The following is an 18388-nucleotide window of genomic DNA, read 5'->3' as shown; positions in this document are numbered from 1 at the left end:
GTCTGGTGCCGTATCAGCAAGCCAGCGCATTGCCGTGTAGATGCCGGTCAGACGCCCATCCCGCCGCTTACACCAAAGCTGCGACTCCTCTCAGTGACTCTTCACCCTGCCCGTCGGGGAATGTGTTTCAGAAAAACCGGCGCGGCGCCAAAACCTTGCGAACGCGATACACTGCGCGTCCCTGCGCCTGCCTACAGGCGCAACGCTACAGCTTTCGGGGAGCAGCATGTCGGGTTCCATCCTTTATATACACGGCTTCAACAGTTCGCCGTTGTCAGCCAAGGCCAGGCAGCTTCAGGCCGTCATGCAGCACCTCGGGCTGATCGACCGGCTGCGCCTGCCAGCGCTGCATCACCACCCCCGCCAGGCCATCGAGCAGCTTGAAGGCTGCATCGCCGAACTGGACGCGCCGTTGCTGGTGGGCAGCTCACTGGGCGGCTACTATGCCACCTACCTGGCCGAACGCCATGGCCTCAAGGCCTTGCTGATCAATCCCGCCGTAGGGCCGCACCGCTCGTTCGACGGCTATCTGGGTACCCAGCACAACCATCACACAGGCCAGGCGTGGGAGTTGACCCTCGACCACGTCCAGGCGCTGGCCGAGCTGGAGGTCCCGCCTCCTGCGGACCCAAGCCGCTACCAGGTATGGTTGCAGACCGGTGACGAAACCCTGGACTATCGCCATGCCGAGCGGTACTACCGCCACTGCGCGCTGCGTATCCAGGCCGGTGGGGACCACAGTTTTCAAGGCTTCGCCGAGCGCCTGCCGGCCCTGCTGGCCTTCGCCGGTGTTGCCCCGACGCAGTACGCTGCACTCGATTTTTCTGTATTTTGATTTTTTTGCATTCACCAGACTGACGACGAGACCCCATGGCCAATCCCAGCGCTAGCGCCTATAACGCAGACGCCATCGAAGTCCTCTCGGGCCTTGACCCGGTTCGCAAGCGGCCGGGCATGTACACCGACACCAGCCGCCCCAACCACCTGGCCCAGGAAGTCATCGACAACAGCGTCGACGAAGCCCTCGCCGGCCACGCCCGTTCGGTGCAGGTCATCCTGCACGCCGACCATTCGCTGGAAGTCAGCGACGACGGACGCGGCATGCCGGTGGACATCCACCCAGAAGAGGGCGTGTCGGGCGTCGAACTGATCCTCACCAAGCTGCATGCCGGCGGCAAGTTCTCCAACAAGAACTACCAGTTCTCCGGCGGCCTTCACGGCGTCGGCATTTCGGTGGTCAACGCCTTGTCCACGCAGGTGCGCGTGCGCGTAAAGCGTGATGGCAACGAGTACCAGATGACCTTTGCCGATGGCTTCAAGGCAAGCGAGCTGGAAGTGGTCGGCACGGTCGGTAAGCGCAACACCGGCACCAGCGTCTATTTCAGCCCCGACCCCAAGTACTTCGACTCCCCGCGGTTTTCCATCAGCCGGCTCAAGCACGTGCTCAAGGCCAAGGCCGTGCTCTGCCCAGGCCTGCTCGTCAGTTTCGAGGACAAGGCCAGCGGCGAGAAGGTGGAGTGGCATTACGAAGACGGCCTGCGCTCCTACCTCGTGGATTCGGTAAGTGACTTCCAGCGCCTGCCCGACGAGCCGTTCTGCGGCAACCTGGCCGGCAACAAGGAAGCGGTCGATTGGGCCCTGCTGTGGCTGCCCGAAGGGGGCGACAGCATCCAGGAAAGCTACGTCAACCTGATCCCCACGGCCCAGGGCGGCACCCATGTCAACGGCCTTCGCCAGGGCCTGCTGGATGCGATGCGTGAGTTCTGCGAATTCCGCAACCTGCTGCCGCGTGGTGTGAAGCTGGCCCCCGAAGACGTCTGGGAGCGCATCACCTTCGTGCTGTCGATGAAGATGCAGGACCCACAGTTTTCCGGGCAGACCAAGGAGCGCCTTTCCTCGCGTGAAGCCGCCGCCTTCGTTTCAGGCGTGGTCAAGGATGCCTTCAGCCTGTGGCTCAACGCCCACCCGGAGCTGGGCATGCAGTTGGCCGAGTTGGCCATCAGTAACGCCGGGCGCCGCCTGAAAGCCAGCAAGAAGGTCGAGCGCAAGCGCATCACCCAGGGCCCGGCACTGCCGGGCAAGCTGGCCGACTGCGCAGGCCAGGACCCAATGCGCGCCGAGCTGTTCCTGGTCGAGGGCGACTCGGCCGGCGGTTCGGCCAAGCAGGCGCGTGACAAGGAGTTCCAGGCGATCCTGCCGCTGCGCGGCAAGATCCTCAACACCTGGGAAGTGGACGGCGGTGAAGTACTCGCCAGCCAGGAAGTGCACAACATCGCCGTCGCCATCGGCGTAGACCCAGGTGCCACCGACCTGGCCCAGCTTCGCTACGGCAAGGTGTGCATCCTGGCCGACGCCGACTCCGACGGCCTGCACATCGCCACCTTGCTGTGCGCGCTGTTCGTGCAGCATTTCCGGGCACTGGTCGAAGCCGGTCACGTGTATGTGGCCATGCCACCGCTGTACCGCATCGACCTGGGCAAGGAAATCTACTATGCCCTGGATGAAGCCGAACGAGACGGCATTCTCGACCGCCTGGTGGCAGAGAAAAAACGCGGCAAGCCGCAGGTCACCCGCTTCAAGGGCCTGGGCGAGATGAACCCGCCCCAGTTGCGCGAAACCACCATGGACCCCAACACCCGGCGCCTGGTCCAGCTCACCCTGGACGACGTGCAGACCACGTGCGAGCTGATGGACAAGCTGCTGGCCAAGAAGCGTGCAGGTGATCGCAAGGCCTGGCTGGAAACCAAGGGCAACCTGGCCGAGGTCATGGTTTGATTCGTTGGCTCCTGGCGGCTTGCCTGCCGCTGGTGGCCTTGCCGACCTTGGCAGACACCTGGCCTGAACTCAAACTGATCGGCGAGCACCCCGTCGATGGCATGCGTGCCGGTAACCTGTCGGGCCTTGCGCAATGCCGCGGCAGCTTGTGGGGTGTCTCGGACCGCGACGACGACCGTATTTACCGTTTCGAGCTCAAGGACGGTGCATGGCAGGCGCAGGCAGTGGCCTTTGACCCCCCACCGGTGCCGGAAAGCGGCTTACCATGGGGGCTGAAGATGCGGACCTGGCTGGCGTCGTGGCTGCGCGGTGGCGACCTTGACTTCGAGGGCATCACCTGTGACCAAGCCGGCAACCTGTACCTGGTCAGCGAGGCGCATGCCGCCGTGCTGCAACTGCCTGTTTCGGGCACGCCAGACTGGCTGAAGATCGATTCGGCCATGGTGCGCCAGGCGCGCGCCAGCGGCATGCTGCTGAACTTCAATGCGCTCTTCGAGGGTGTGGCCGTCAACCCTGCTGGCGATCGCCTGTGGCTGGCCGGCGAGCGTGAGCGCCGCGGGCTGGTGGCCATCGAGCGCCAACAGTCGGTGTGGGCCTGCGGGCCCCGCTGCGTCCTGTTCAGCGAAGCCGGTGTAGAGATGCAACCGCCGCAGATACCCGATGCGCGGCCGGTTTCACGGGACTTCGCCGACCTGGCCTGGTTCGACGGCAAACTGTTCACGCTCGAGCGCAATGCCTATCGCATCTGTCGCCGCGATGCCGACAGCGGCCAGGTCGAGCGCTGCTGGTCATTTGCGGCCGACGCGTTGACCGAGCCGCGCCGCTATGACCAGCTGTTCGGTGTGGCCGAGGCGCTGGTGGTCGACGCCGAGGGGGCGTGGATCGGCCTGGACAACAATGAAGGCGCGCGTGCCGATGGCGAGCGCCGACCGATCGTCTGGCGCTTTGCGGCCCCTGCCGGCGGCTGGAGCGCCAAGCCGTGAGTCAGGCACCGGGCAGACGGGCGGGCAGGGTGCTGATGATCCTGGCCTGGGCGGCGGCGCTGTTTCTGGCTACGCGCTTCTTCGGGCAGTGGGAAGACCGCCAGCGCAATCCCAATGCGCAGGTCCAATCCTCCCACGGGCAAGGGTTCGTCGAGGTGCGCCTGCTGGGCAATGGCCAGGGCCACTTCGTGGCCGATGGCGCCATCAATGGCCAGGTGGTGCATTTCATGCTCGACACCGGTGCCACCGATGTCGCCATACCCGAATCCCTGGCCGACGGCCTTGCGCTCAGACGTGGCAGCCCGGTAACCGTCAGCACGGCCAACGGTCGCACGCAAGGCTATCGCACCCGGCTGGACAGCCTGCAATTGGGCGATATCCACCTGCGCGACATCCGCGCGATCGTGGTGCCGGGCCTGGATGGCACCACCGTGCTGTTGGGCATGAGCGCCTTGAAACTACTTGAATTTACCCAGCGCGGCGGCACCATGCTGCTGCGCCAGAACCTGAAATGACGAGGCTCGCATGAGCGAACTACAAGACAGTCTGGACGGCGTCGAACGCCGCTCGTTGGCTGACTTCACCGAACACGCCTACCTCAACTACTCCATGTACGTGATCATGGACCGGGCCCTGCCGCATATCGGCGATGGCCTCAAGCCAGTGCAGCGGCGCATTGTCTACGCCATGAGCGAGTTGGGCCTGGACGCCGATGCCAAGCACAAGAAGTCGGCGCGTACCGTGGGCGATGTGCTCGGCAAGTTCCACCCTCACGGGGACTCGGCCTGCTACGAAGCCATGGTGCTGATGGCGCAGCCCTTCAGCTACCGCTACACATTGGTGGACGGCCAGGGCAACTGGGGCGCGCCGGACGATCCCAAGTCGTTTGCCGCCATGCGCTATACCGAAGCACGGCTGTCGCGTTATGCCGAGGTGCTGCTTGACGAAGTCGGCCAAGGTACCGTGGATTGGGTGCCCAACTTCGACGGCACCTTGCAGGAACCGGCGGTGTTGCCTGCGCGCCTGCCCAACATTCTGCTCAACGGCACCACCGGTATCGCCGTGGGCATGGCCACCGATGTGCCACCGCACAACCTGCGTGAGGTGGCCAGTGCCTGCGTGCGTTTGCTCGACGAGCCAAAGGCCACCATCGAGCAGTTGTGCGAGCACATTCAAGGGCCCGATTACCCGACCGAGGCAGAGATCGTCACGCCTCGGGCCGACATCCTCAAGATGTATGAAAGCGGGCGCGGTTCGATTCGCATGCGTGCAGTGTACCGGGTCGAGGATGGCGATATCGTCGTCACGGCGTTGCCGCACCAGGTGTCCGGCGCCAAGGTACTGGAGCAGATTGCCGCACAGATGCAGGCCAAGAAGCTGCCGATGGTCGCTGACCTGCGCGATGAGTCCGATCACGAAAACCCGTGCCGTATCGTCATCATCCCGCGCTCCAATCGCGTGGATGCCGACGAGCTGATGCAGCACCTGTTCGCCACCACCGACCTTGAAAGCAGCTACCGGGTCAACGTCAACATCATCGGCCTGGACGGTCGTCCGCAGCTGAAGAACCTGCGGGCGCTGCTGCTGGAATGGCTGGAGTTCCGTACCGGCACCGTCCGGCGCCGCTTGCAGCATCGTCTGGACAAGGTGGAAAAACGCCTGCACTTGCTGGATGGTTTGCTCACTGCCTTCCTCAATCTGGACGAAGTGATTCATATCATCCGCACCGAGGAACACCCTAAGCAGGCGCTGATCGCCCGCTTCGACCTCACCGAGATCCAGGCCGATTACATCCTGGAAACCCGCCTGCGCCAGCTCGCCCGGCTGGAAGAAATGAAGATCCGTGGCGAGCAGGACGAGCTGCTCAAAGAGCAGGCCAAGCTGCAGGCGCTGCTGGGCAGCGAGGCGAAGCTGCGCAAGTTGGTGCGCAGCGAATTGCTCAAGGATGCTCAAACCTATGGCGACGACCGACGCTCGCCGATCGTCGCGCGGGCAGAAGCCAAGGCGCTCTCCGAAAACGAGCTGATGCCGACCGAGCCCGTCACGGTGGTGCTGTCGGAAAAAGGCTGGGTGCGGTGTGCCAAGGGCCATGACATCGATGCCACGGGCCTGTCGTACAAGGCCGGGGATGGGTTCAAGGCCGCAGCCGCGGGGCGCTCGAACCAATTTGCCGTGCTCATCGATTCCACCGGCCGAAGCTACTCGGTGGCTGCCCACAGCCTGCCGTCAGCCCGTGGCCAGGGCGAGCCCCTGACCGGGCGCCTGACGCCACCACCGGGCGCCACCTTCGAGTGCGTGCTGCTGCCCGAAGACGATGCGCTGTACGTGGTGGCCTCCGATGCCGGCTACGGGTTCGTGGTCAAAGGTGAAGACCTGCAGGCCAAGAACAAGGCTGGCAAAGGGCTGCTCAGCTTGCCCAACGGCGCCAAGGTGATGACGCCGCGACCGGTGCTCAACCGGGAGCAGGACTGGCTGGCAGCCGTGACCACCGAAGGCCGTCTGTTGGTGTTCAAGGTCAGTGATTTGCCGCAGTTGGGCAAGGGCAAGGGCAACAAGATCATCGGCGTGCCCGGTGACCGGGTCGCCAGCCGGGAAGAGTATGTCACCGACCTGGCCGTGGTAGCCGAAGGGGCTACGCTGGTGCTGCAAGCCGGCAAGCGGACCCTGTCACTCAAGGGCGATGACCTGGAGCACTACAAGGGCGAACGCGGCAGGCGCGGCAGCAAGCTGCCACGTGGCTTCCAGCGGGTCGATGGGCTGCAGGTCGAATTGCCCGCCTGACCGTCAGACAGGCCCGCAATGGCGATTTCACCGCCGTTGCGGGCAGAAATGCTGGAGTCGAGCACTCATTTCGCGGATGATATGCCCCCTGCGGTGCCGGCGTAGCCGTGTGCCCGTTTGAATCCATACGTATCACTGCGGCATGCCTGAAGGCAGCCGCCTGGATGGGATGATGAAATTTCTGCGCCTTCCCTTTGCGCTGTTGATGACGGGTCTATTGGGCCTTGGCGGGTGCACCATGCACCAGCCGGTTGCCTTGTACCAGCTCGACAGCGGTGATCCTGGCCAGCCGTCGCAACACGCGGGCATGGCCGTCGTGCTCGGCCCGGTTTCGGTGGCCGACTACCTGCAACGTGAGACGTTCCTGCAACGCCAGGCCGACGGCAGCCTCAGCGCCGCCACCGACGGGCGCTGGGCGGGCAGCCTGTCCTCGGACATCGATCAATTGCTGGTGCGGCAGCTGGCCTGGCGTCTGGATAGCCAGCGCGTGGTGCTGGCGCCGGCGACGGCAGGTTTCAGCCCGGACGTGCAAGTGCTGCTGTCGATCACGCGGCTGGACTCTGGCAAGAACCAACCCGCGGTTCTGGATGCACAATGGCGTGTGCTCGACCGCCGTGGCCAGGTGCGCGACAACCGCATCGTGCATTTGGAGCAGAAGCATGAAGGTAGCGAGGCCTCGCAGGTACAGGCGCAAGGTCAATTGCTGCAGAAGCTGGCCGAGCAACTGAGCACTGCGGTGAAGCCGTTGGCAAACCAGCCGGCCATTGCCGAAGCCGCACCCAAGAAGCCTGCAGCGCCTGTGCAGGTCAAGAAGCAGCCCGAGAAATCCAAAATCCCGATGGCCTCGCCGATTCGTACCGACATGGAAGTGTATCGGTTCTAACCGAAGGCCAGGCATGAAGAAGCCCGCCTCAAGGCGTAATGCTGTTCATTTAGGGCCGCTCCGCGACCCATCGCGGCACAAGGCCGCTCCCACAGTGACTGCGTGACGCTTGAGTTAGCGGGCTCACTGGGCATCGTGGGAGCGGCCTTTGTGCCGCGATGGGCCGTGAAACGGCCCCAACACGCTTAAGTGAACAGCATTAGCATCAAGGCGGGCTTTTTCGTGGGCGCTGTACAGGGCCGCGCAGCGACCCTGTAATGGCTCAGGCGCGGCGTTCGTGCATGCGGGCCAGTTGGCGTTCCAGCATCGAGGGGTACGGCTCCATCAGGCGCTCCACGCAGCATGCCCCTTCCGGGCTTGCGATTGGGCGAATGCGAGCTCGCTGGCGGATCAAACCGTCGTCGTTGACCTTACGCTCGACCAGCAGCAGGTTGCGGCTGTGTTGAGACAGTGCCAGCGCGTCCTGCACCTTTTCAGCCATCAGCAGGTCGACCAGTTCCAGGCCATCGAGGTCATTGCTCATGGCAAGGCCCAGTTGCAGTTGCAAGGTGATGCCGCTGTCAGCGACGTCGATCTGCAAGGCATGGCCCAAGGCGCGTAGCAACTCGCCGCAACAGATGGCATTGGTGAGATAGTCCTCGCCGCACTGGCGGCTGTGGAACAGGACCAACGTACTGCCGTCGTTGAGGGTGTGGGTTTCGCCCTCGTACAGCGAGGCCGCATGCTCCAGGCACTCCTGATAGCGCTCGGTCAGTTCGGTCAGGCGGGTGCGCGGCAAGCGCCGCAGCTGCTCCTGGGAACCCAGTTGCACGGCAAGCACCGCGCTGAACTGAGGCTCATCGGACTCCACTTCGACCGCGTGTGCCGGTGCGTCGTCGTCCAGCAGGCCGGCGAACGCCTCGTCGTCATCGTCCGCGCTCGTGACGGTAGTGCGCTGAGCAGGCTTGGAAACGGGGGCGGGCGCGTCATCGAAATGCTCGTCGTCCTCGGGCTCCGGTTCCGGCTCTGGCGGAGGCGGTGGGGCCAAGCGGGCATGCAGTTGCCGGGCGATGTCGCCGATCTCGTCCTGGCGGTCGGTGGCGGGCGTGTAATACTGCGGATCGCGCAACCAGACCCGCAGTTGCAGCAGCGGCAAGGTGATGAATCGGCCTTGGCGCAGGCTCAGGGTCAGGGCAAGCACCAGCAGAATGGCCGCCAGGATGGCCATGCTCTGCATGCTGATCAACATGGGCTGCTGGAACTGGCTCATGTCCAGGCTCATGCGCAGTTGCCCGGCAGCCACGTCCTGGAAGGTGATTTTGGTCTGATAGACGCCCTCGGCCTCACCCAGCAGGCTGTTGCGCGGCCGCTGGCCTGCCTCGGCGAGGATGCGGTTGTCGACGCTGTAGATGGCGGCGTGTGCCACCAGCGGGTTCTTCACCAGGTTGCCCAGCAGCACGTTGAGGCTGAGGATATCGTTGGCCACCAGCAACTCGGTCGCCGACGTCGCCGTCTGGGTCGTCAGGCTCTGGCCCACGGCATCGGCCTGATCGTGCATGGCCTGTTTGAACTGCAACCCCATGACGCAGGCATAGATCACCAGCGCCAGGGCCACCAGGAAGATGTTGGTGCAGGCGATGCGCAATGCCAATGGCACGCGACGTTGACTCAGGGCGCGATAGATCATCAGGAAGAAATTGTCTGTTTTGACTGAGGTGGGCCGGTTCACTGAGCTCGGCTCTTAATGGCATGAAGTGGGGGGGAGTATAGCGACCCGGGTTTTGTCGGCAAAGTAGCGTTAGCGCCCGATGGTCACGGAAAATCGGTAGAATGCGCATTTTTCATCGAAGTCGGAGCCTGGTTGTGCGCGAAATCGTCCTGATCAACATCACCGGTGAGGACCGCCCCGGTCTTACTGCTGCCATCACTGGCGTCCTGCTGCAGGGCGGTGTGAGCATTCTCGATATCGGCCTGGCGGTGATGCACGGCACATTGTCGTTCGGCATCCTGGTGGATATTCCGGATAACGAAGTGGCGACCAAGCTACTGCAGAGCGTCCAGGCCAAGGCGCACGAGCTGAACCTGCAGGCGCGCTACACACCGATTTCCGAAGCGGACTACCAGCACTGGGCCGATGGCCATGGTGAAGCACGGCACGTGGTCACCCTGCTCAGCCGCAAGATCTCGCCAGACCAGTTGCAGCGTGTCAGCGCCATCATCAGCCAGCACGGGCTGACCATCGAGCGCATCGAGCGCCTGTCGGCCCGGGTGGCCCTGGACGCGGACACCAGCAAGGGCAAGGCTGCGGTGGAGATTTCGGTTCGCGGCGAGCCTGACGATGGCCAGGCGTTGCGCGCCGAGTTCTTTGCCTTGTCCGAGGCCCTGAACATCGACATCGCCTTCCAGCGGGACGACCTGTTCCGCCGCAACCGCCGCCTGGCCGTGTTCGACATGGATTCGACCCTGATCGAGGCTGAAGTAATCGACGAGCTGGCCAAGGCCGCAGGCGTGGGCGAGCAGGTCGCGGCGATCACCGAGCGGGCCATGCGTGGCGAGTTGGACTTCCGGGCCAGCTTCAAGGAGCGCATGGCGCTGCTCAAGGGCCTGGATGTCAGCGTGCTGGAAGAAATCGGCGCATCGCTGCGTTTGACCGAAGGTGCGGAAAACCTCTTTGCCGAGCTCAAGCGCCTGGGTTACAAGACCGCCATTTTGTCGGGTGGCTTCACCTACTTCGCCCGCCAGGTACAGGCGCGCCTGGGCATCGACTACGTTTTTGCCAATGAGCTGGAAGTGGTCGATGGCAAGGTGACTGGCGTGGCGGTGGAGCCTATCGTCGATGCCCAGCGCAAGGCCGAGCTGCTTCAGCAACTGGCCAGCGAAGAAGGCCTGCAGCTGGAACAGACCATCGCCGTGGGCGATGGCGCGAACGACTTGCCGATGCTGGCGTTGGCGGGGCTGGGCGTAGCTTTCCGCGCCAAGCCGCTGGTGCGGCAGTCGGCCAAGCAGGCAATTTCCACGCTGGGCCTTGATGGCGTGCTGTACCTGCTGGGCCTGCGCGATCGCGACACACGCGGCTGATATAGCCTGCGCTTGCGCAAAGCGGCCCCAGGGCTCTGGCGCTAGCGCCCGAACCCTGGGGCCACGTCTCAGGCCATTACGCCTGTAACGGCGTGGCCAACAGCTGGCCCATGCGCACGGCCGAGGCGGCGCCCACGTGTTCGGCCCATTTGACCTGGTCGGGGCCGAACAGCACGATCGCCGTCGAGCCCAACTTGAACCGACCCAGCTCGGCGCCTTTTTCCAGGTGAATCGGCGCACGGCTGGCGTCGTCGTAGCGGAAGGTCTTGAGCTCGCGCTTGGGCGGCGTGATCAGCCCTGCCCAGACGGTCTCGATGGAAGCCACGATCATGGCACCGACCAACACGACCGCCATCGGGCCGCGCTCGGTGTCGAACAGGCAGACCACCCGCTCATTGCGAGCGAACAGTTCGGGCACGTTTTCTGCGGTGGTCTGGTTGACCGAGAACAGCCGCCCCGGCACGTAGACCATCTCGCGCAACGTGCCTGCCAGCGGCATGTGCACGCGGTGGTAGTCCTTGGGTGACAGGTAGACAGTGGCAAACTCGCCGCCCATGAAGGGGGCCGCCATGGCCGGGTCGCCGCCCAGCAGTTCCTGTGCGCTGTAGCTGTGGCCCTTGGCCTGGAAGATGCGGCCGTGCTCGATCGGTCCCACCTGGCTCACTGCACCGTCGGCCGGGCACAGGATGGCGCCGGGGGTCTGGTCCAGGGGGCGTGCGCCGGGTTTCAGGGCACGGGTGAAGAACGCGTTGAAGTGCTCGTAGGCGGTCAAGTCTTCGACCAGCGCCTCACGCATGTCGACCTGGTAGCGCTTGGCAAACCAGGCGGTGAAGGCGTTCTTGAACCAGCGGGCGCGGCACTCGGCAACGCAGCCGGCCAGGCGCGACAGCAGGTGATGCGGCAGCAGGTACTGGCTGATGATGAACAGACGGGATTTCATTCAGGTTCCTTAAACTTCGACAGGCGTGTCCGGGTGATTGCCCCATTCGCTCCAGGAGCCAGCGTACGCTTTGACTCGCGGGTAGCCGAGGGCCTTTGCCACCAGATAAGTGAAGCCGGAGCGGCGATGCGTCTGGCAGTGGGTGATCACTTCCTTGTCAGGCGTGATACCAAGGGACTGCAGCACTTCGGCGATGTCCGGGCGGATGCGCAGATGGTCATTGAGGTCCATGCCGGCGGTCCATTCGAAATTGACCGCACCGGGTATGTGCCCGCCTTTGGCCGCGAGCATTTTTTCGCCGGTGAATTCCTGTGGGGCGCGAGCATCCCAGATTGCCAGGTCATCGGCGCCCAGGCGGCTTTGCAGGTATTCGCGGGTGGCGGTGGGTTCCGGATGCAGGTGCAAACTCACCGGCTGGGTACCCTTGGCAGGCACATCGGTACTGAGCCGGTCGGCAGGCCAGGTCTGGATGCCACCGTTGAGGTAGTGGTACCGGGTGTGACCGATCACATCGAGCAGCCAGATGAAGCGGCCAGCCCAGCCACCGCCATCATCGTCATACACCACATAGACGGCATCGCTGCGGTGGCCCAGTTCGCCGAACAGCTTTTCCAGGTCGCTCAACGGCGGTAGCAGCCCCGGTGCAGGCGGCTGACCGAGCTGAGTCCGCTTGCCCTCGACGAAATGCGCGCCCGGGATATGCCCGCTGACGTAACGATTGGCGCTGCTGAGGTCGACCAGGATCAAGTCGGGCGAGCCCAGGCGTGGCAACAGGTCGGCGGCTTCGATCACCAGCGGCAGGCCGGAAAAGTCGGTCATCCACGGTCTCCAGTGTGCAAAGAGGCGATTGTAGCGCAAGGCTCAGCCCTTGCGGTTGGCAAACACCGATAGCGCCCGTTCGATGCATTGCGAGGTTTTGCCAAAAGCCTGCACGCTGATGTCGGCCAGGGGCCGGCACCCTTGGTCGGCCACCAAGAGCATCAGCACCTGGTCATTGACCGCCAGCGAGCGCAGCAGCACATGCTCGCCTCGGAACAGGGCACGCAAGGGCGGCGGCAACAACGAGGCGAACTGGGTGTGGTTTTCGGGTGTAATGCGCAGTTGCCCGGCCTTGGACATCAGCTTTTGCAGCAGCTTATTCGCCGCCACCGGCAATATCAGGCTGCTCGCCTCTTTCGCTAGCCCGGCTGCCTGCTGCACGCGCAGACAGTCATTGGCACGGTCCAGGCCCAGCAGCAGCAGGCGTTGCATGCCGCACGCCAGTACCGCTTCACGGGCCTGGGCCGCCAGGTGCACGGTATTGGTGAAAGGACTGGGCTGGGCCAGCAAGTCCTGGCAGAGCGACCGCCAGCGCGCCAGTTCTTCGGCGGTGGGGGCGGGGGCGCCAGCATGTCCGGGTGGGGGCGGCGTTGATGCCAGGGCCAGATCAAGGCCTCGGCAGGGTGGAACAGTGCTAGGCGCGCATGACGCCTGGCACTGGCCGCAGCTTGTTGGTGAACCTGCTGTTGAACATCTTCGAGCGAGGTCTGCAGGTAGAGTGCGGTCAGCAGTTGCCAGCGCAGCAGGTGGGGATTGTCCCAGCCCACCTGCGCTGCCAGTGCCAGGTTGTTGGCAAGCAGCACGGTGTTGGCCGGTTGGTTGAACCAGCGCCGCAGGCCGGGCTCGGCATCGAGCCGGTGTTGTTGATTGAGCAGGTCTTCGTCCCGAGCGATGTTCAACACCTGGGCAAGCTGGTCGCGCTCCTCGAGCAGCAGGCGATAGCCCTGGGTCACCCATTGCGGCAGGCGCCACTGCTGGGCCACGGCCTGGCACAGCGCCATGATGCGAACACCGAACAGCTCCTGCTCGACAATGGCGGCGTCTTCACCTTTATGGATGACCCGCAGCTCCCAGGTGTCGAGCAGCTTCGGGTGGGCCAATGCCAGCGGCCATAACGGGGACAGGAACAGCAGGCTACCCCAGTGAATTTCCTGCCACAGCCGCGCCAGACGGCTGGCGAACAGGCCGCTGGCCTGCTGCGAGGCATGCTGGCTGATCAACTGGAACTGGCGCAGCACCGGCGGGATGTCTTCGATCGGCAGGGCTGGCAGGCGCCTGAGCAGGAGAGCGCTACGCTCAAGCCCCAGGCGATTGAGGGCGATCTCCAGGCTTTCGGCCGGCTCGGCCTGGCTGGCGTTGGTCGGGTGGTTGGCTTCGCGCATCACCGAAAGCACCAGGGCCGGGCTGTCCTGCATCAGCTCGGCGATGTCGCGCAATGAACGCCGGTTATCGTTGATGGCCGCCATGACCCGGTCGTAGCTGTGCTTGGGCACAGGAATGCGCACACTCTCCAGCAACTTCACCCAAGCCTCTAGCGTACGCGGGGCCTGGCCGGATACCTCGGTTTCGATTGGCATTTTGACATCAGTCCAAACTGGCTTTTCGCTTTTAGTGGCTATAGTCTGGCGCAGTTCTGCCGATAAGGAGAAGAAGAGTTTTGACGCTCCCGCCTCTTTCCCTGACCACGACAGCAAGTGCTTTGAATCTATGGCTAAAATTATCGGCATCATCGTCGTATTCGCGAGCGTGCTCGGCGGCTACGTCCTCTCCCACGGCAAGATTGCGGCGCTGATCCAGCCGTTCGAAGTGCTGATCATCGGCGGCGCGGCCTTTGGTGCGTTCCTGCAAGCCAACCCTGGCTACATGACGATGCACGTTCTGAAGAAGTCGATGAAGATGTTCGGCTCGCGCTTCACCCATGGCTATTACCTGGAAGTGCTGGGGCTGGTCTATGAGATTCTCAACAAGAGCCGCCGCGAAGGCATGATGGCCATCGAGGCCGACATCGAAGACGCCTCGGCCAGCCCGATCTTTGCCAAGTACCCGACCGTACTTGCCGATGAGCGCATGACTGCGTTCGTCTGCGACTACCTGCGCATCATGTCCACCGGCAACATGGCCCCCCACGAACTCGAAGGCCTGTTCGACATGGAGCTGCTGAGCATGAAGGAGGAGCTGGAGCATCCATCCCACGCGGTCACTGGGGTCGCAGATGGCATGCCAGGCTTTGGTATCGTTGCAGCCGTATTGGGCATCGTCGTCACCATGGCGTCGCTGGGCGATGGTGACCAGGCAGCCATCGGTATGCACGTGGGCGCCGCCCTGGTGGGTACCTTCTTCGGTATTCTCGCCGCCTATGGCTTCTTCGGCCCGCTGGCCAAGTGCCTTGAGCACGATGCCAAGGAAGAACTCAACCTGTACGAGTCGATCAAGGCCTCGCTGGTCGCTTCGGCCTCGGGCATGCCGCCGTCGCTGGCCGTGGAGTTCGGGCGCAAGGTGCTGTACCCCAAGCATCGCCCCAGCTTCTCCGAGCTCGAGCAAGCGGTACGCGGTCGCTGAGTCATGGAGAACAATCAGCCCATCATCGTCAAGCGCGTAAAGCGCTTTGGCGGCGGCCACCACGGTGGCGCCTGGAAGATCGCCTTTGCCGACTTCGCCACGGCCATGATGGCGTTCTTTCTGGTGCTGTGGTTGCTGTCGACGGCAACACCTGAGCAGAAGATCGCCATCGCCGGGTACTTCAAGGACCCGATCGGCTTCTCCGAAAGCGGTACACCTTACGTCATCGACCTGGGCGGCTCGCCCGAGCTGGCGCCGGAAAAGACCATCAACCCCGAGGTGAAATCGGAGCCGACCCCCGACACCAGCATCGAACTGAACAAGGACCAGGTGGAAACCATGGCCGAGCAGGTCGAGCGCGAGCGCCTCGAGCTGCTGCTGCAGGAGTTGCAGAACAAGGTGGAAGAGAACCCGCAGCTGCAGAAGTTCAAGGACCAGATCCTGTTCGAGATCACTCAGGACGGCCTGCGCATCCAGATCATGGACGCCGAGAACCGGCCCATGTTCGACATCGGCAGCGCACGCTTGCAGCCGTATTTCGAGGACATCCTGCTGGCCATGGCCGATACCATCAAGACCGTGCCCAACAAGATCAGCGTCAGTGGCCATACCGATGCCAAGCCGTACGCAGGTGCTGGCGAGTTCGGCAACTGGGAACTGTCGGCCAACCGCGCCAATGCTGCACGGCGAGCACTGGTAGCAGGGGGCTATCCAGAGGGTCAGGTGGCACGGGTGGTGGGGTATGCGTCTTCGTCGCTGTTCGATCGCAAGAACCCGCTCAACCCGGTAAACCGCCGGATCGACATCATCGTGCTGACCAAGAAGGCCCAGCGTGATATCGAAGGCGAGCAGGGCGCCGCGCCCCCGCCGGCTGAAGCGCCTGCCGGGGCGCAGGCACCGTCACCATCCGCACCGGCACCTTCGGCGGTCGATGACCAGACGCCCATGCAGCCACGTGAGTTGCGCCAGAAGCTCAACATCTTCGAGGACGGCACGTTGAAGATGGATGAGACCAAGGAGCAGTGAGGGCTTGGCAGCCCCGTGGGGCTGCCGGTCACTGCCGGATCGGACGAGGCGCCATGCCTGCATCGTGCTCGCAGGGGTTGATCAGTAGGTTTCTTCCGGCAGGCTGGCGATGATCGAGCGGTAGCTGTTCATTCGCTGAGGCTTGATTCGCCCGTCTTCCAGAGCCTTGAGCAGAGCGCACCCGGGCTCGCGATCATGCTTGCAGTCGCGGAAACGACAGGTGCCGAACAGGTCGCGGAACTCGATGAAGCCTTCTTCTACATCGGTGCGGCGGACGTGCCCCAGGCCGAACTCACGGATGCCCGGCGAGTCGATCAGGTCGCCCCCGTTGGGGAAGTGATAGAGGCGGGCGGTGGTGGTGGTATGGGTGCCCTGGCCAGACCATTCCGACAGGTCACCGACCCGGGTGCCGGCCTGTGGCAGCAGGCTGTTGACCAGTGACGACTTGCCCACCCCCGACTGACCGACGAAGACGCTGATGTGTCCATCCAGCGCCTGCTGCAGGCGCTGCATGCCATCCCCTTGGTGCGCCGACACTTCCAGCAGCGGGTAGCCCAGTTCACGGTAGACGTCCAGGAGCGCCTGCAGGCCTGGCCCGTTCTCGTCATTGACCAGGTCGGCCTTGTTCAGCAGCAACAGGGGCCGCAGGCCGGCATGTTCGGCGGCCACCAGGTAGCGGTCGATGAGGTTGGGGTGCGGTTCCGGCGCCGGTGCGAAAACGATGACGATGAGGTCGACGTTGGCGGCCACTGGCTTGAGCTGGCCATGGTTGTTGGGGCGGCACAGTTCGGTTGCACGGGGCATCTGCGCAACGATGACGCCGATCCCCTGGTTGCCGGCACGCCAGACCACGCGGTCGCCGGTGACCAATGCCGGGAGGTTGGCGCGCAGGTGGCAGCGAAATACCTGGCCTGCGGTGTCGCCATCTTGGGCTTCGACTTCGACTTGCACGCCGAAGTGTGCGATCACCAGCCCCAGCTGTTCGGGCCCAAGGTCGCCGCCTTCCAGTTCCTGCAAGGCATGCTGCTCGCGCTTTGCTGCACGTGCAGCGCGCTCGTTCTGGATTTTTTCGATACGCCAGTTCTGGCGACGGTTGAGCTGGCGTTTGGCCATGAACGCTCCGTAGAAGGCCCCGAGCGGGGCGTAGAAAACGACTGGCAGTCTAGCATGCCGGGCCTGAACGCTGTCCGCTTCACTTTGGTTCATGAGGGTGCACTGCGCTAATATAAGCCTCCATCGGAGGAGTGCCTGCATGCAAAACCCACAGAACCTGATCTGGATCGACCTGGAGATGACCGGGCTGGATCCGGACAGCGATGTCATCATCGAGATGGCCACCATCGTCACCGACAGCGACCTCAATACGCTGGCCGAGGGACCGGTCATCGCCATCCACCACAGTGATGAAGTGCTGGCGCGAATGGACGACTGGAACACCCGCACCCACGGCGCCTCCGGCCTGACCCAGCGGGTGCGTGAGAGCCAGGTGAGCATGGCCCAGGCCGAGGCCCAGACCATCGCCTTCCTCGAGCAGTGGGTACCCAAGGGCAAGTCGCCGATCTGCGGGAACAGCATCTGCCAGGACCGTCGGTTCCTGTACCGGCACATGCGTCAGCTGGAAAATTACTTCCATTACCGCAACCTCGACGTCTCCACCCTCAAGGAGCTGGCAGCGCGCTGGGCCCCCGAGGTGCGAGACAGCTTCAGCAAGGGCAACACGCACCTGGCGCTGGACGATATCCGCGAATCCATCGCCGAGCTGCGCCACTACCGCGAACACTTCATCAAATTCTAAAAAAACGTAGCTCACACGCTGCATGCGGCCAGCCAATGACGGGCCGGGCACTGATGCCCGGTTCTTTGCGCTGACGGCCGCTCGCGTGTGTGATCGGTGTGGGTCTTGCTCATGTTGCTGATGCTTTATCTGATCGCCATCACCGCCGAAGCGATGACCGGTGCGCTGTCTGCCGGCCGTCGCGGCATGGACTGGTTCGGCGTGGTGCTGATCGCGTGCGTGACCGCATTGGGCGGTGGTTCGGTGCGTGACATGCTGTTGGGGCACTACCCGCTGACGTGGGTCAAGCACCCGGAATACTTGGTGCTGACCAGCTGCGCGGCGCTGTTGACCATTTTCATCGCGCCGATGATGCGCCGCCTGCGCTCCCTGTTTCTGGTGCTCGACGCCTTGGGGCTGGTGGCCTTTACCCTCATTGGCTGCATGACCGCGCTGGAGATGGGGCAGGGGATGCTGGTGGCGTCCATCAGCGGTGTGATCACGGGGGTCTTCGGCGGAATTCTGCGGGATATCTTCTGCAATGACATTCCGCTTGTGTTCCGCCGGGAGTTATACGCAAGCGTGTCGTTCGCCGCGGCCTGGTTCTACCTGGGCTGCGACTACTTCAAGGTGCCCGCGGAGCAAGCCATGCTGCTGACGTTGTTCGGTGGGTTTCTGGTGCGGTTGCTGGCTATTCGCTTTCACTGGGAGATGCCCAAGTTTCATTACAATGACCAACAGTGAAGGTGGGCGCCCGCACCCGGCTAGCAGGCTCAGGCTTTGTGCTTCAC

The 18388-nt window shown here is 63.7% G+C and carries 15 protein-coding genes and 1 pseudogene; 11 read left to right on the top strand and 5 right to left on the bottom strand.

Annotated features, from left to right (window positions below; translation table 11 throughout):
• The first annotated feature begins 226 nt into the window (after positions 1 to 226).
• The 6 genes from FH041_RS15280 (at position 227) to FH041_RS15255 (ending at position 7422) form a co-directional block, all read left to right on the top strand.
• On the top strand, positions 227 to 835 hold the full coding sequence (locus FH041_RS15280; RefSeq protein ID WP_027913971.1) for a YqiA/YcfP family alpha/beta fold hydrolase: 609 nt from the start codon (positions 227 to 229) through the stop codon (positions 833 to 835).
• Between the two features lie 35 nt (positions 836 to 870).
• On the top strand, positions 871 to 2775 hold the full coding sequence (gene parE / locus FH041_RS15275) for a DNA topoisomerase IV subunit B (protein ID WP_027913970.1): 1905 nt from the start codon (positions 871 to 873) through the stop codon (positions 2773 to 2775).
• Positions 2772 to 3758, top strand: a complete 987-nt coding sequence (locus FH041_RS15270) for an esterase-like activity of phytase family protein (RefSeq protein WP_104925730.1) — start codon at positions 2772 to 2774, stop codon at positions 3756 to 3758. The genes parE and FH041_RS15270 overlap by 4 nt, the downstream gene beginning before the upstream one ends.
• Positions 3755 to 4273: a TIGR02281 family clan AA aspartic protease gene (locus FH041_RS15265; RefSeq protein ID WP_104925731.1), complete on the top strand. Its 519-nt coding sequence runs from the start codon at positions 3755 to 3757 to the stop codon at positions 4271 to 4273. Before FH041_RS15270 ends, FH041_RS15265 begins: the two co-directional genes overlap by 4 nt.
• Before the next feature lie 10 nt (positions 4274 to 4283).
• Positions 4284 to 6539 carry a DNA topoisomerase IV subunit A gene (parC, locus tag FH041_RS15260; protein WP_027913967.1) on the top strand — a complete coding sequence of 752 codons (2256 nt, stop codon included), beginning with the start codon at positions 4284 to 4286 and terminating at the stop codon, positions 6537 to 6539.
• Between the two features lie 172 nt (positions 6540 to 6711).
• A complete protein-coding gene (locus FH041_RS15255) occupies positions 6712 to 7422 on the top strand; it encodes a membrane integrity-associated transporter subunit PqiC (protein ID WP_023532908.1) in 711 nt (236 codons plus the stop codon).
• A gap of 262 nt (positions 7423 to 7684) precedes the next feature.
• On the opposite strand, the gene FH041_RS15250 is transcribed toward FH041_RS15255, so the two are convergent.
• A complete protein-coding gene (locus FH041_RS15250) occupies positions 7685 to 9130 on the bottom strand; it encodes a histidine kinase (protein WP_027913966.1) in 1446 nt (481 codons plus the stop codon).
• 134 nt (positions 9131 to 9264) lie between these two features.
• Here FH041_RS15250 and serB point away from each other — a divergent pair, with 134 nt between their 5' ends.
• Positions 9265 to 10479, top strand: a complete 1215-nt coding sequence (serB, locus tag FH041_RS15245) for a phosphoserine phosphatase SerB (RefSeq protein ID WP_168199545.1) — start codon at positions 9265 to 9267, stop codon at positions 10477 to 10479.
• Positions 10480 to 10555: 76 nt separating this feature from the next.
• Here serB and asd read toward each other — a convergent pair whose 3' ends face one another.
• From asd to FH041_RS15230, 3 genes and pseudogenes are all read right to left on the bottom strand, one after another.
• The gene (asd, locus tag FH041_RS15240; RefSeq protein WP_027913964.1) at positions 10556 to 11419 is read right to left on the bottom strand and encodes an archaetidylserine decarboxylase; all 864 of its coding nucleotides are present in this window, start codon (positions 11417 to 11419) and stop codon (positions 10556 to 10558) included.
• 9 nt (positions 11420 to 11428) lie between these two features.
• A complete protein-coding gene (locus FH041_RS15235) occupies positions 11429 to 12238 on the bottom strand; it encodes a rhodanese-like domain-containing protein (RefSeq protein WP_027913963.1) in 810 nt (269 codons plus the stop codon).
• 42 nt (positions 12239 to 12280) lie between these two features.
• A pseudogene (locus FH041_RS15230) lies at positions 12281 to 13815 on the bottom strand (HDOD domain-containing protein).
• A 130-nt stretch (positions 13816 to 13945) separates the two neighbouring features.
• Between FH041_RS15230 and motA the strand changes: the two are divergent.
• The gene (gene motA, locus FH041_RS15225) at positions 13946 to 14797 is read left to right on the top strand and encodes a flagellar motor stator protein MotA (protein WP_023532967.1); all 852 of its coding nucleotides are present in this window, start codon (positions 13946 to 13948) and stop codon (positions 14795 to 14797) included.
• A 3-nt stretch (positions 14798 to 14800) separates the two neighbouring features.
• A complete protein-coding gene (gene motB / locus FH041_RS15220) occupies positions 14801 to 15823 on the top strand; it encodes a flagellar motor protein MotB (RefSeq protein WP_049696704.1) in 1023 nt (340 codons plus the stop codon).
• A gap of 81 nt (positions 15824 to 15904) precedes the next feature.
• On the opposite strand, the gene rsgA is transcribed toward motB, so the two are convergent.
• Positions 15905 to 16936 carry a small ribosomal subunit biogenesis GTPase RsgA gene (gene rsgA, locus FH041_RS15215; protein ID WP_104925732.1) on the bottom strand — a complete coding sequence of 344 codons (1032 nt, stop codon included), beginning with the start codon at positions 16934 to 16936 and terminating at the stop codon, positions 15905 to 15907.
• A gap of 139 nt (positions 16937 to 17075) precedes the next feature.
• On the opposite strand from rsgA, the gene orn reads away from it, so the two are divergent.
• Together orn and FH041_RS15205 are read left to right on the top strand one after the other, a co-directional pair.
• The gene (gene orn / locus FH041_RS15210; protein ID WP_027913960.1) at positions 17076 to 17618 is read left to right on the top strand and encodes an oligoribonuclease; all 543 of its coding nucleotides are present in this window, start codon (positions 17076 to 17078) and stop codon (positions 17616 to 17618) included.
• Positions 17619 to 17729: 111 nt separating this feature from the next.
• Positions 17730 to 18341 (top strand): trimeric intracellular cation channel family protein, encoded by a 612-nt coding sequence (locus FH041_RS15205; protein WP_027913959.1) that lies wholly within the window; start codon positions 17730 to 17732, stop codon positions 18339 to 18341.
• Positions 18342 to 18388: the final 47 nt, after the last annotated feature.

The sequence above is a fragment of the Pseudomonas sp. SWI7 genome, assembly GCF_006351945.1.
In the GTDB taxonomy this organism is placed as follows: domain Bacteria; phylum Pseudomonadota; class Gammaproteobacteria; order Pseudomonadales; family Pseudomonadaceae; genus Aquipseudomonas; species Aquipseudomonas fulva.
Note: the sequence above shows the minus strand (reverse complement) of the source record. Positions and strands in the feature narration are given on the sequence as shown.

What these genes read in the sequence shown, in the direction of transcription:
- motB (WP_049696704.1), top strand. Translation starts at nt 14,801, where the DNA reads ATGGAGAACAATCAGCCCATCATCGTCAAGCGCGTAAAGCGCTTTGGC.
- rsgA (WP_104925732.1), bottom strand. Translation starts at nt 16,936, where the DNA reads ATGGCCAAACGCCAGCTCAACCGTCGCCAGAACTGGCGTATCGAAAAA.
- FH041_RS15280 (WP_027913971.1), top strand. Translation starts at nt 227, where the DNA reads ATGTCGGGTTCCATCCTTTATATACACGGCTTCAACAGTTCGCCGTTG.
- FH041_RS15255 (WP_023532908.1), top strand. Translation starts at nt 6,712, where the DNA reads ATGAAATTTCTGCGCCTTCCCTTTGCGCTGTTGATGACGGGTCTATTG.
- parE (WP_027913970.1), top strand. Translation starts at nt 871, where the DNA reads ATGGCCAATCCCAGCGCTAGCGCCTATAACGCAGACGCCATCGAAGTC.
- parC (WP_027913967.1), top strand. Translation starts at nt 4,284, where the DNA reads ATGAGCGAACTACAAGACAGTCTGGACGGCGTCGAACGCCGCTCGTTG.
- FH041_RS15235 (WP_027913963.1), bottom strand. Translation starts at nt 12,238, where the DNA reads ATGACCGACTTTTCCGGCCTGCCGCTGGTGATCGAAGCCGCCGACCTG.
- orn (WP_027913960.1), top strand. Translation starts at nt 17,076, where the DNA reads ATGCAAAACCCACAGAACCTGATCTGGATCGACCTGGAGATGACCGGG.
- asd (WP_027913964.1), bottom strand. Translation starts at nt 11,419, where the DNA reads ATGAAATCCCGTCTGTTCATCATCAGCCAGTACCTGCTGCCGCATCAC.
- FH041_RS15205 (WP_027913959.1), top strand. Translation starts at nt 17,730, where the DNA reads ATGTTGCTGATGCTTTATCTGATCGCCATCACCGCCGAAGCGATGACC.
- motA (WP_023532967.1), top strand. Translation starts at nt 13,946, where the DNA reads ATGGCTAAAATTATCGGCATCATCGTCGTATTCGCGAGCGTGCTCGGC.